Here is a 12,036-nt window from a genome sequence, read left to right as displayed (position 1 = left end):
TCAAACTCGCTTGACGATGTGCCGGCCGAACAGGCCAGCGGGTTTGACGACCAGGACGGAGATGATCAGCGCGAGCGCGATCGGAAGTTTCAGCTCGTTGCCGACGCCGGGAATGTAGGTGCCGGCGAGGTTCTCGAAGACGCCGACCAGGAAGCCGCCGACCACGGCGCCGAACGGGCTGGTCAGTCCGCCGAGCACCGCGGCGGCGAAGCCGTAGATCAGCACGCCGCCCATCATGTTGGGCTCGAGGAAGACGACCGGGGCGATCAGCATGCCGGCGATCGAGCCGATCGCGGTCGCCATGCCCCAGCCGAGCGCGATCATCCAGCTCGTGTTGATGCCGACCAGCCGGGCCGATTCAGGCACGGAAGCGGCCGCGCGCATGGCGAGGCCGATCTTGGTGTACTGGAAGAAGAAGTAGAGGCCGAGCAGCAGCAGCACGGTCACGCCGATCATGCCGGCCTGGTGGGTCGAGATCAGCTGACTGCCGAGGAACGGTGAGGAGCCGAACGGGGTCGGATATTGCTTGATGGTGAAGTCCCAGATCAGGCCGGCCGAGGAGTTGATGATCGCGAACAGCGCGATGAAGCCGGCGACGTTGGTCAGCACCGGCGCCTTCGCCAGCGGCTTGAACAGGATGCGCTCGATCGCGATGCCGCCGACGAAGGAGAACGCCAGCGTCAGGATGAAGGCAGCCCAATAGGGGATGCCCCATTGCATCAGCTGCCAGGAGATGAAGGTCGAGAACATTGCCATCTCGCCTTGCGCGAAGTTGAGATGGTCGATCGCCTGGTAGATCATGACCACGGCGAGCGCCATGCAGGCGTAGATCGCGCCCGTAGCGATCCCGGCCAGCACCTGGTTGGTAAACAGCTCCATCGTGCCGGCTCCTCAGTAACCCAGATAGGATTTGCGGATTTCTTCGTTGTTCGCGATGTCCTTGGCGTTGCCCGACATCACGATGCGGCCGGTCTCGATCACATAGGCCTGGTCGGCAAGCTCGAGCGCGAGCTGGGCGTTCTGCTCGACCACCAGGATCGACACCTTGTCCTCGCGGTTGATCTTGCCGAGGATGCCGAACAGGTCGCGCACCACCAGCGGCGCCAGGCCGAAGGAGGGCTCGTCCAGCAGCATCAGCCGCGGCCGCAGCATCAGGGCGCGGGCGACCGCGAGCATCTGCTGCTCGCCGCCCGAGAGCGTGCCGGCCTGCTGCGTATGCCGCTGCTTGAGCACCGGGAAATGCGCATACATCCGCTCGATGTCGGAGACGATGCCGGCATTGTCCTTGCGGGTGATGGCCCCTAACTGGAGGTTTTCCTCCACCGTCATGGTGGTGAAGGTGCCGCGGCCCTGCGGCACATGGGCGATGCCGAACCGCACGATGCTCTCGGTGGAGCGGTTGTTCAGCGGCTTGCCGTCGAACTCGATGCCGCCGGTCGAGCGCACCATGTTGCAGATCGCGCGCAGCGTGGTGGTCTTGCCGGCGCCGTTGGCGCCGAGCAGCGTGGTCAGCGATCCCTCGCTGAGCGAGAAGGACAAGCCGTGGAGCGCCTGGACCTGGCCGTAATAGGCGCGCAGATCCTTGACGTTGAGCAGCGTCGTCATTGGTCCTTGCTCCCAAGATAGGCCTTGATGACGTCGGGATCCACCTGCACCTGGGCGGGCGTGCCTTCCGCGAGCTTCTTGCCGAAATTCAGTGCGACGACGTGGTCGGCGATCGACATCACGAGGCCCATGTGGTGCTCGACCAGGAGCACGGTCATGTGGCGGTCGTCGCGGATGCGGCGAATGAGGTCGCCGAGCACGTGGACTTCCTCGTGGTTGAGGCCGCCGGCGGGCTCGTCGAGCAGCAGGATCTTCGGATCGGCAGCGAGCGCGCGTGCCAGCTCGACGCGCTTCTGCGTGCCGAAGGGCAGACCCGACACGACGGTGTGGGCGACGTCCTCGAGGTCGAGATAGGCGAGGATCTCGTGCACCTTCTTGTTGACGTCGGTCTCGCTGCGGCGAATCCAGGCAAGACGCAGCGAGTCACTGATGATGTCGCTGGAGGTGCGGGCATGCGTGCCGACGCGGACATTGTCCATCACCGAGAGGTTCGGAAACAGCGCCACGTTCTGGAAGGTGCGGCCAATGCCGATCTCCGCGATCCGGTGCGGCGGGCGCGTCAGGATGCTCGCGCCCTCCATCAGGATGTCGCCGGACGACGGCTGGTAGAGCCGAGAGAGGCAGTTGAAGAGCGTGGTCTTGCCGGCGCCGTTGGGGCCGATCAAGCCGAGGATCTGGCCCTTGTGCATGTCGAAGGACACGCCGTTGAGCGCGACAATGCCGCCGAACACGACGCTGACGTCGCGAACCGCGAGCAGAGGCGATGTCCCCTGCGCGAGCTGTGCCTGCGTCATCTCGTCTCGCCCACGCTGTTGAGTGGACGAAGGGGCGATACGAACCGCTCCTGATGATCACAAATGCTATCTGATCCCCTCGGCCACACGCGCAACTTTTCCTCCTGATTTCAGCTTTTTGCTGATGTCTTTTTTGGAATGCGGCATCAGACCCCCAAGTGCCGCTTCGATGTTCCTTACCATCGCAAGCAGACGCGGTCCAATGTCGTTGATCAAACGCTCTTCCGTGAAACGGAATGCGGGCGCGCCGCAATTGAATGCGTAAGGTCCGGTTCCGTCGTTGAGCCTGAGCGCGACGCCGGCAGCGCCGATGTCGTCGTGCCAGTCACCGACGGAGATCGCGAAGCCGTATTTCGCGACGGTCTCGCCGGAACGCTCCAGTCCGTCGCGCATCTTCGGCCAGCGGCTGCCGTAATGTTCGCGCAGAATACGCGACACTTCTGCGCGTTCGTCTTCGGCGAGCGCCCAGAAATATGCGCGGCCCATCGCGCTGGTTGCAATAGGCACGCGAGAGCCGACGTCTAGTTGAACGCCGACCGTCTCGCTGCCGCGGCTCTGCCCGAAATAGATCATGCTGTGACGGTCCCGGCCGCCGATCGCGACGGCTCCCCCGGTCGCGCGCATCATGTCCTCGCGGAACGGTTCGGACAAATGCCGAACGCCGAGATTGGATAACGCGGCGTAACCGAGCGCCATTGCGGCGGGCGCGAGCTGATATTTCTCGAAACGGGGAACCGGTGTCAGATAACCGAGCTTCGTCAACGTGTAGGTCAGCCGAGAGACCGTCGGCTTGGGCAGGTTGGTGCGGGCCGCGATTTCCTGATTGCCAAGAAGTCCGTCGCTGGGCTGGAATGCGCGCAATACGTCTAGTCCGCGGGAAAGCGCGACGACGAAATTCCGATCGGTCGCGGTCTTCTTTCCTGTACGCTTCATCCCTGATCTGCTTCTTGCGCGGAGTCGTTGACAAGCCACGTGCTTCAAAATAACCCTGCCGTCAAGATGCGGAATTAAATTCCGCACTGCGAAATTGACAAAAGTTACCCCACCAAGGAGGGACACCGTGAGCGAAGTGGTCAAGCTTGAGCGTCATGACGAAGTCGGGATCGTCACGGTCGACAGCCCTCCGGTCAATGCGCTGAGTGCCGCGGTTCGCGGCGGTATTCTGGAGTGCATCAAGGCCGCGGTCGCCGATCCCGCGATCAAGGGCATCGTGCTGACCTGCGCCGGCCGCACCTTCATTGCGGGCGCCGACATCACCGAATTCGGCAAACCGCCGAAGCCGCCCGCCCTCAACGACGTGCTGTCCGAGATCGAGAACTCGCCGAAGCCGGTCGTGGCCGCGATCCACGGCACCGCGCTCGGCGGCGGCCTCGAGGTTGCGCTCGCCTGTCATTTTCGCGTCGCGGTGAAAGAAGCCAAGCTCGGCCTGCCCGAGGTGAAGCTCGGCCTGCTGCCGGGCGCGGGCGGCACCCAGCGCCTGCCGCGGGCGGTCGGGCCTGAGCTCGCAGTCAAGATGATCGTCGGCGGCGATCCGATCGGTGCGGCGGAAGCGCTGAAGAACGGCCTGATCGAGGAGATCATCGAGGGGCCGGCGTCGGGCGGCGAAGCCTTCGTGCGAAAGCTGCTGGCCGAAAAGCGCCCGCTGCGCCGCCTGCGCGATGATGACTCCAAGATCGCGGCGGCCAAGGCCGACCGCTCGATCTTCACCAATGCGGTCGCCGCCATGACCAAGAAGTCGCGCGGCCTGGAGGCGCCGTTCGCGGCGGCCGACGCCGTCGGCTACGCCATCGACCTGCCGTTCGACGAGGGTCTGAAGAAGGAGCGCGAGGGCTTCCTGAAGCTCGTCGCCAGCGATCAGTCCAAGGCGCAGCGTTATGCCTTCTTCGCCGAGCGCGAGGCCAGCAAGATCGCCGGCGTGCCTGAAGGCACCAAGTCGCGGCCCGTGAACCGCGTCGCCATCCTCGGCGCCGGCACGATGGGCGGCGGCATCGCGATGTCCTTTGCCAATGCAGGCATTCCCGTCACCCTGATCGAGACCGGCGAGGAGCAGCTCAAGCGCGGCCTGGGCATCATGCAGAAGAACTGGGAAGCGACCGCGGCGCGCGGCGGCATCCCGGCGGATGCGCCCGCCAAGCGCATGGCGCTGATCAACGGCGTCGTCGGCATCGAGAACGTCGGCGATGCCGACCTCGTCATCGAAGCCGTGTTCGAGACCATGGCGGTGAAGAGGGAAGTGTTCGGCAAGCTCGACCAGTACGTCAAGGCTGGCGCCGTGCTTGCCTCCAACACCTCCTACCTGAACATCGACGAGATCGCGCAGTCGACCAAGCGTCCGCAGGACGTGCTCGGCATGCACTTCTTCTCGCCCGCCAACGTCATGAAGTTGTGCGAGATCGTGCGCGCCGACAAGACCGCGCCGGATGCGCTGGTGACCGCGGTGACGATCGCGCGAAAAATCGCAAAGGTGCCGGCTGTGGTCGGCGTCTGCGACGGCTTTGTCGGCAACCGCATGCTGGCCCAGCGCGGCAAGCAGTCGGAGAAACTGTTGTTCGAAGGCGCGCTGCCGCAGCAGGTCGACGCCGTGGTGACGAAGTTCGGCATGCCGATGGGGCCGTTCGCAATGGGCGACCTCGCCGGCCTCGACATCGGCTGGCGCTCGCGGAAAGATCGCGGCATCAAGTCGGAGATCGCAGACGCGCTATGCGAAGCCGGCCGCTTCGGCCAGAAGACCGGCAAAGGCTATTACAAGTACGAAGCCGGCTCGCGTTCGGCGCTGCCGGATCCGGAGGTCGAGAAGCTGATCGACGAGACGCTGCTGCGTCTCGGCCGCAAGAAGCGCGTCGTCAGCGACGAGGAGATCCTCGAGCGCATGATGTATCCGATGATCAACGAGGGCGCGAAGATCCTGGAGGAAGGCATCGCCGCGCGTCCCTCCGACATCGACGTGGTCTGGCTCTATGGCTATGGCTGGCCGATCTACCGCGGCGGCCCGATGTTCTGGGCCGACAGTGTCGGCCTCAAGCACATCGCCGATCGCCTGGCCTTCTACGCCAAGGAGACCAACGATCCGAGCCTCGAGCCCGCGCCGCTGCTGAAGAAGCTCGCGGCGGGGGGAAAGACCTTCGCGTCACTGGCTGCGGCGTCGAAAGCGGCTTGATGGAGCCTTGCGCTCCAATTCTCAGTTATTCCGGGGCGCCCGCAGGGCGAACCCGGAATCTCGAGATTCCGGCTTCGATGCTTCGCATCGCCCCGGAATGATGGTCTGTGGTTTAAGGAAGCGATGACCCATCCCGGCGAACAGTTTTATCCCGATGGCGTGCGCTGGGACGACACCATCGCCCAGGGCTCGCTGCCTGACCTCTTGTCGAACGCCGCCGCGAATTACGGCCCGCGCACCGCGCTGGAATTCCGCGATCGTCCGATCACCTATACCGGGCTCGCCGCGATGGCCGAGCGCGCGGCGGCGGCGTTCCTGCGCGCCGGCTATGGCCGGGGCTCCTCCATCGCGTTGTTCCTCGGCAACACGCCGGATCACCCCGTCAATTTCTTCGGCGCGCTGAAGGCCGGCGCCCGCATCGCGCATCTCTCGCCGCTCGACGGCGAGATCGCGCTGACCCACAAGGTCTCCGACTCAGGCTCGCGCCTGCTGGTCACCTCCAACCTCGCCGCGCTGCTGCCGACCGCGCTGAAATTCCTGGAGAAGGGCCTGATCGACCGTCTCGTCGTCTGCGAGGACGACGATTGGGGCAAGGTCGGCACGCCGCAGGCCGCGATCCCTGGGGATCCCCGCATCGTCACCTTCAAGACCTTCGTCGAGGGCGCGACCGCGCCGGCAATGTGGCCGGTGGTCACGGCCGACGACGTCGCGCTGCTGCAATATACCGGCGGCACCACCGGCCTGCCCAAGGGCGCCATGCTGACGCACGGCAATCTCACCTCGGCGGTGTCGATCTACGACGTCTGGGGCAAGCCGTCGCGCGCTGCGCGCGGCGACGTCGTCGAGCGCGTGATCTGCGTGCTGCCGCTGTTCCACATCTATGCGCTGACCGTCGTGCTGCTGTCCTCGCTCAGCCGCGGCAATCTGATCTCGCTGTACCAGCGCTTCGATGTCGAAGCGGTGATGCGCGACATCGAGGTCAAGCGCGCCACTTACTTTCCGGGCGTGCCGACGATGTGGATCGCGATCGCGGCGCTTCCCGATCTCGACAAGCGCGACCTCTCTTCGCTTGCCACGATCGGCTCCGGCGGCGCGCCGCTGCCGGTCGAGATCGCAAGCTTCTTCGAGCGCAAGATCGGCAAGAAGTTGAAGAGCGGCTGGGGCATGACCGAGACCTGCTCGCCCGGCACCGGCCATCCGCCCACAGGTCCCGACAAGCCTGGCTCTATCGGCCTGGTGCTGCCCGGCATCGAGCTCGACGTCGTCGCGCTGGAGAATCCGACAAAAGTGCTGCCGCCGGGCGAAGTCGGCGAGATCCGTATCAAGGGGCCGAACGTCACCAAGGGTTACTGGAACAAGCCGCAAGGATCGGCGGAGGCCTTCGTCGACGGCCGCTTCCTCACCGGTGACATCGGCTATGTCGACGCCGACGGCTATTTCTTCCTGGTCGATCGCAAGAAGGACATGATCATCTCCGGCGGCTTCAACGTCTATCCGCAGATGATCGAGCAGGCGATCTACACCATCCCGGGCGTACACGAGGTGATCGTGCTCGGCATTCCCGACCAGTACCGCGGCGAGGCCGCAAAAGCCTTCATCAAGCTGAGGCCGGACGCAAAGCCGTTCTCGCTCGACGAGCTGCGCGCGCAGCTCGTCGGCAAGCTCGGCAAGCACGAATTGCCCACGGAGGTCGAATTCGTCGACGATCTGCCGCGCACGTCGGTCGGTAAGCTGTCGCGCCACGAGTTGCGCCAGCAGCAGAAACCATCACAATCCACCCAACCCGCATCAGGAGGTCGCTCTTGACCGACGCCGTCATCGTTTCCACCGCCCGCACCCCGATCGGCAAGGCCTATCGCGGCGCGCTCAACGCCACCGAGGGCGCAACCCTGCTTGGCCACGCCATCGGCGAAGCCGTCGCACGCGCCAAGATCGACCCGAAGGAGGTCGAGGACGTCGTGATGGGCGCCGCCCTCCAGCAGGGTTCGACCGGCGGCAACATCGCGCGCAAGGCGCTGCTCCGCGCTGGCCTGCCCGTCACCGTCGGCGGCACCACCATCGACCGACAATGCGCCTCGGGCCTTCAGGCGATCGCGCTCGCCGCGCGCTCCGTGATCTTCGACGGCGTCGAGATCGCGGTCGGCGGCGGCGGCGAGTCGATCTCGCTGGTGCAGAACGACAAGATGAACGGCTTCCACGCCCAGGACCCGGCGCTGCTCGAGATCAAGGGCGAAGTCTACATGCCCATGATCGACACCGCCGAAATCGTGGCCAAGCGCTACGGCATCTCGCGCGAGAAGCAGGATGAATATTCGCTGGAGAGCCAGCGCCGCACCGCGGCAGCCCAACAGGGCGGCAAGTTCAGGGATGAGCTGGCGCCGATCACCACCAAGATGGCGGTGACCGACAAGGCGACCGGCGCAGTCTCCTTCAAGGACGTGACGCTGTCGCAGGACGAGGGCCCGCGCCCCGAGACGACTGCCGAAGGCCTCGCCGGCCTCAAGGCCGTGCGCGGCGACGGGTTCTCGGTCACCGCCGGCAATGCCAGCCAGCTTTCGGACGGCGCCAGCGCCTCCGTCATCATGAGCGACAAGGAAGCGGCGAAGCGCGGCCTCAAGCCGCTCGGCATCTTTCGCGGCTTCGTCTCGGCCGGCTGCGAGCCCGACGAAATGGGCATCGGCCCGGTCTTCGCCGTGCCGCGCCTGCTCAAGCGTCACGGCCTCACCGTGGACGACATCGGCCTGTGGGAGCTCAACGAAGCCTTCGCGGTGCAGGTGCTGTATTGCCGCGACAAGCTCGGCATCGACCCCGACAAGATCAACGTCGATGGCGGCGCGATTGCGGTGGGCCATCCCTACGGCATGTCGGGCGCACGCCTCACCGGCCACGCCTTGATCGAAGGCCGCCGCCGCAAGGCGAAGTACGCGGTCGTCACCATGTGTGTCGGCGGCGGCATGGGCGCGGCGGGGTTGTTCGAGGTTTTGCAGTAACCAATGTCGTCCTGGCGAAAGCCAGGACCCATACTCCGCAGCAGGAGTTTGGGGAGCAGATGGCAATTGCCTTCGTAAGCAACGAAGGCCGGTGGTAATGGGTCCTGGCTTTCGCCAGGACGACAGAATCGCTCACAGGAGGATCCGATGGATCTCGCATTCACGAAAGAAGAGCAGGCGTTCCGCGAGGAAGTGCGGTCATTCTTCCGCGACAACGTGCCGCCGGATACGCGGCGCAAGCTGGTCGAGGGCCGCCACCTCTCGAAGGACGAGATGGTGACGTGGTGGCGCATCCTCAACAAGAAGGGTTGGGGCGTCAGCCACTGGCCCGAGCAATATGGCGGCACCGGCTGGACGTCCGTGCAGCACTACATCTTCAACGAGGAGCTGCAGTCCTATCCGGCGCCGCAGCCGCTCGCCTTTGGCGTCAGCATGGTCGGTCCTGTCATCTACACCTTCGGCAATGAAGAGCAGAAGAAGCAGTATCTGCCGCGCATTGCCAGTGTCGACGATTGGTGGTGCCAGGGCTTCTCCGAGCCCGGCTCCGGCTCCGACCTCGCTTCGCTGAAGACGAAAGCCGAGCGCAAGGGCGACAAGTGGATCATCAACGGCCAGAAGACCTGGACCACGCTCGCCCAGCACGCCGACATGATCTTCTGCCTCTGCCGCACCGACGCCAGCGCCAAGAAGCAGATGGGCATCTCCTTCATCGTGTTCTCGATGAAGTCGAAGGGCGTCACCGTTCGCCCGATCCAGACCATCGACGGCGGCGTCGAGGTCAACGAGGTCTTTTTCGACGACGTCGAGGTTCCCTACGAGAACCTGATCGGCGAGGAGAACAAGGGCTGGGACTACGCAAAATTCCTGCTCGGCAATGAGCGTACCGGCATCGCCCGGGTCGGCGTCTCCAAGGAGCGGCTCCGCCGCATCCGCGATCTCGCCTCCAAGGTCGAATCCGGCGGCAAGCCGATCATCCAGGACGCCGCCTTCCGCGACAAGCTCGCGGCGTGCGAGATCGAGCTGAAGGCGCTCGAGCTGACGCAGCTGCGCGTCGTCGCCGACGAAGGCAAGCACGGCAAGGGCAAGCCCAATCCGGCGTCCTCGGTACTGAAGATCAAGGGCTCCGAGATCCAGCAGACCACGACCGAGCTCTTGATGGAAGTGATCGGCCCGTTTGCAGCCCCCTATGACGTGCACGGCGACGACGGCTCGAACGAAGCCATGGACTGGACCGCCCAGATCGCGCCGAGTTACTTCAACAACCGCAAGGTCTCGATCTACGGCGGCTCCAACGAGATCCAGCGCAACATCATCGCCAAGGCGGTGCTGGGGCTTTGATCTTCTCCCTCTCCCCGCTCTTCGCGGGGAGAGGGCAGGGGTGAGGGGCTCTCTCCGCGCAGAGACTTGTTATTTGAGGAAACAGAAATGGATTTTGATCTGAACGAGGAGCAACGGCTTCTCAAGGACAGCATCGACGGCCTCTTGACCGATTCCTACGATTTCGAGAGCCGCAAGAAGTATATGAAAGAGAAGGGCGGCTGGAGCAAAGCCGTCTGGGGCAAGCTCGCCGAGCAGGGTCTGCTCGGCCTGCCTTTCGACGAGGCCGATGGCGGCTTCGGCGGCGGCGGCGTCGAGACCATGATCGTGATGGAAGCGCTCGGCAAGGCGCTGGTGCTCGAGCCCTATCTCGCAACCGTCGTGATCGGCGGCGGCTTCCTGCGCCATGCGGGCTCCGATGCGCAGAAGGCCGCGCATGTGCCCGGCATCGTCGACGGCAGCAAGACGCTGGCGTTTGCCCAGCTCGAGAAGAACTCGCGCTACGATCTCTTCGACGTCACCACGACGGCGAAGAAGAAGGGCGAGGGTTGGGTCATCGACGGCGAAAAATTCGTGGTGCTCAACGGCGAGAACGCCGACACCCTCATCGTGACCGCGCGCACCAAGGGCGAGCGCCGCGACAACAGCGGCATCGGCGTGTTCCTGGTGCCGGCCAACGCCAAGGGCGTCACCAAGAAATCGTACCCGACCCAGGACGGCCTGCACGCCGCCGACATCACCTTCACCGGCGTCGAGGTCGGTGCCGATGCGGCGCTCGGCAACCCCGACGATTCGCTCGCGCTGATCGAACGTGTGGTCGACGAAGCCCGCATCGCGCTCTGCGCCGAAGCGGTCGGCCTGATGGATGAATCGCTCAAGTCCACCGTCGAGTACATCAAGACGCGCAAGCAGTTCGGCGTCGCGATCGGCTCGTTCCAGAGCCTCCAGCACCGCGCCTCCGACATGTTCGTCGCCGCCGAGCAGGCGAGATCGATGTCGATGTTCGCGACCATGGCCGGCGATTTCGAGGATGCAAAGGAGCGCAGCAACGCCGTTGCGGCGGCCAAGGTGCAGATCGGCAAGTCGCTGAAGTTCGTGGGACAGCAGGCGATCCAGCTCCACGGCGGCATCGGCATGACCATGGAGGCGAAGATCGGCCACTACTTCAAGCGCCTGACCATGATCGAGAACTCGTTTGGCGACACCGACTACCACCAGCGCCGCGTGGCGGATGGTGGCGGGTTGATCTAGCCGCAAGGTCGCCGTCATCCCCCGCGTAGGCGGGGGATCCAGTACGCCGCGGCTTCTCGGTTCTAGCCGCGCCGTCTCTGGAATACTGGATCGCCCGGCCAAGCCGGGCGATGACGACTGAACAAGTGGCCTCAACGGAGCAACAAAAATGAAAAACACCCCGTTCGATCTCACCGGAAAAGTCGCCGTGGTCACCGGCTCCAGCCGCGGCATCGGACGCGCCTCCGCCGAGTTGCTCGCAAAGCTCGGCGCCAAAGTCGTGGTCTCATCGCGCAAGGCCGACGCCTGCAAGGAGGTCGCCGACGGCATCAATGCGGCCGGCGGCGAGGCAACCGTCATCCCCTGCAACATCGCGCGCAAGCAAGAGGTCGAGGCGCTGATCGCGGGGGCGACCAAGCATTTTGGCAAGATCGACATCCTGGTCTGCAACGCCGCGGTGAATCCGTATTACGGCCCGCTGCTCGACATCACGGATGAAGCCTTCGACAAGATCATGGGCTCGAACGTCAAGAGCAACATCTGGCTCTCTGCGCTCGCAATCCCGCAGATGGCCGAGCGCGGAGGCGGCTCCGTCGTCATCATCTCCTCGATCGGGGGCTTGCGCGGCTCGACCGTGATCGGCGCCTATGGCATCTCCAAGGCCGCCGACTTCGCGCTGTGTCGTTCGCTCGCCGGCGAATGGGGCCCGAAAGGCGTCCGCGTCAACTGCATCGCGCCCGGCCTCGTCAAGACCGATTTCGCCCGTGCGCTGTGGGAAGACGAAGCCATCCTGAAGCGCCGCACCGCCACCACGCCGCTCCGCCGCATCGGCGAGCCCGACGAAATCGCCGGCGCAGTGGCCTACCTCGCCTCCGATGCGTCGAGCTTCATGACCGGACAGACCATCGTCATCGACGGCGGCGTGACCACGGCGGCGGTGTAG

General features: G+C 64.8%; 10 protein-coding genes. 6 read left to right on the top strand and 4 right to left on the bottom strand.

From position 1 onward, the window contains the following. The 4 genes from QCM77_RS25980 to QCM77_RS25965 all read right to left on the bottom strand — a co-directional run bounded on the left by QCM77_RS25980 (position 1) and on the right by QCM77_RS25965 (position 3,332). A complete protein-coding gene (locus QCM77_RS25980) occupies positions 1–879 on the bottom strand; it encodes a branched-chain amino acid ABC transporter permease (protein ID WP_279662413.1) in 879 nt (292 codons plus the stop codon). 12 nt (positions 880–891) lie between these two features. Further along, positions 892–1,605 carry an ABC transporter ATP-binding protein gene (locus tag QCM77_RS25975; RefSeq protein WP_045002467.1) on the bottom strand — a complete coding sequence of 238 codons (714 nt, stop codon included), beginning with the start codon at positions 1,603–1,605 and terminating at the stop codon, positions 892–894. Continuing rightward, complete coding sequence (locus QCM77_RS25970; protein ID WP_279685433.1) at positions 1,602–2,399, bottom strand: ABC transporter ATP-binding protein; 798 nt, start codon at positions 2,397–2,399, stop codon at positions 1,602–1,604. The genes QCM77_RS25975 and QCM77_RS25970 overlap by 4 nt, the downstream gene beginning before the upstream one ends. Before the next feature lie 66 nt (positions 2,400–2,465). Next, entirely contained in the window at positions 2,466–3,332 is an 867-nt protein-coding gene (locus QCM77_RS25965; RefSeq protein WP_279662575.1) for an IclR family transcriptional regulator, read from the bottom strand. A gap of 127 nt (positions 3,333–3,459) precedes the next feature. On the opposite strand from QCM77_RS25965, the gene QCM77_RS25960 reads away from it, so the two are divergent. The 6 genes from QCM77_RS25960 to QCM77_RS25935 all read left to right on the top strand — a co-directional run bounded on the left by QCM77_RS25960 (position 3,460) and on the right by QCM77_RS25935 (position 12,036). Further along, entirely contained in the window at positions 3,460–5,556 is a 2,097-nt protein-coding gene (locus QCM77_RS25960; RefSeq protein WP_279685431.1) for a 3-hydroxyacyl-CoA dehydrogenase NAD-binding domain-containing protein, read from the top strand. Positions 5,557–5,679: 123 nt separating this feature from the next. Beyond that, entirely contained in the window at positions 5,680–7,362 is a 1,683-nt protein-coding gene (gene pimA, locus QCM77_RS25955) for a dicarboxylate--CoA ligase PimA (RefSeq protein ID WP_279685430.1), read from the top strand. Continuing rightward, entirely contained in the window at positions 7,359–8,546 is a 1,188-nt protein-coding gene (locus tag QCM77_RS25950) for an acetyl-CoA C-acyltransferase (RefSeq protein ID WP_279662417.1), read from the top strand. The genes pimA and QCM77_RS25950 overlap by 4 nt, the downstream gene beginning before the upstream one ends. A 147-nt stretch (positions 8,547–8,693) precedes the next feature. Next, positions 8,694–9,884, top strand: a complete 1,191-nt coding sequence (gene pimC, locus QCM77_RS25945) for a pimeloyl-CoA dehydrogenase large subunit (protein WP_279685429.1) — start codon at positions 8,694–8,696, stop codon at positions 9,882–9,884. A gap of 87 nt (positions 9,885–9,971) precedes the next feature. Next, positions 9,972–11,114: a pimeloyl-CoA dehydrogenase small subunit gene (gene pimD / locus QCM77_RS25940; protein WP_279685428.1), complete on the top strand. Its 1,143-nt coding sequence runs from the start codon at positions 9,972–9,974 to the stop codon at positions 11,112–11,114. Positions 11,115–11,262: 148 nt separating this feature from the next. After that, a complete protein-coding gene (locus QCM77_RS25935) occupies positions 11,263–12,036 on the top strand; it encodes an SDR family NAD(P)-dependent oxidoreductase (protein WP_279685427.1) in 774 nt (257 codons plus the stop codon).

The sequence above is a fragment of the Bradyrhizobium nivariense genome (genome assembly GCF_029846695.2).
Classification (GTDB): domain Bacteria; phylum Pseudomonadota; class Alphaproteobacteria; order Rhizobiales; family Xanthobacteraceae; genus Bradyrhizobium.
Note: the sequence above shows the minus strand (reverse complement) of the source record. Positions and strands in the feature narration are given on the sequence as shown.

What these genes read in the sequence shown, in the direction of transcription:
- QCM77_RS25980 (WP_279662413.1), bottom strand. Translation starts at nt 879, where the DNA reads ATGGAGCTGTTTACCAACCAGGTGCTGGCCGGGATCGCTACGGGCGCG.
- QCM77_RS25975 (WP_045002467.1), bottom strand. Translation starts at nt 1,605, where the DNA reads ATGACGACGCTGCTCAACGTCAAGGATCTGCGCGCCTATTACGGCCAG.
- QCM77_RS25970 (WP_279685433.1), bottom strand. Translation starts at nt 2,399, where the DNA reads ATGACGCAGGCACAGCTCGCGCAGGGGACATCGCCTCTGCTCGCGGTT.
- QCM77_RS25965 (WP_279662575.1), bottom strand. Translation starts at nt 3,332, where the DNA reads ATGAAGCGTACAGGAAAGAAGACCGCGACCGATCGGAATTTCGTCGTC.
- pimA (WP_279685430.1), top strand. Translation starts at nt 5,680, where the DNA reads ATGACCCATCCCGGCGAACAGTTTTATCCCGATGGCGTGCGCTGGGAC.
- pimC (WP_279685429.1), top strand. Translation starts at nt 8,694, where the DNA reads ATGGATCTCGCATTCACGAAAGAAGAGCAGGCGTTCCGCGAGGAAGTG.
- pimD (WP_279685428.1), top strand. Translation starts at nt 9,972, where the DNA reads ATGGATTTTGATCTGAACGAGGAGCAACGGCTTCTCAAGGACAGCATC.
- QCM77_RS25935 (WP_279685427.1), top strand. Translation starts at nt 11,263, where the DNA reads ATGAAAAACACCCCGTTCGATCTCACCGGAAAAGTCGCCGTGGTCACC.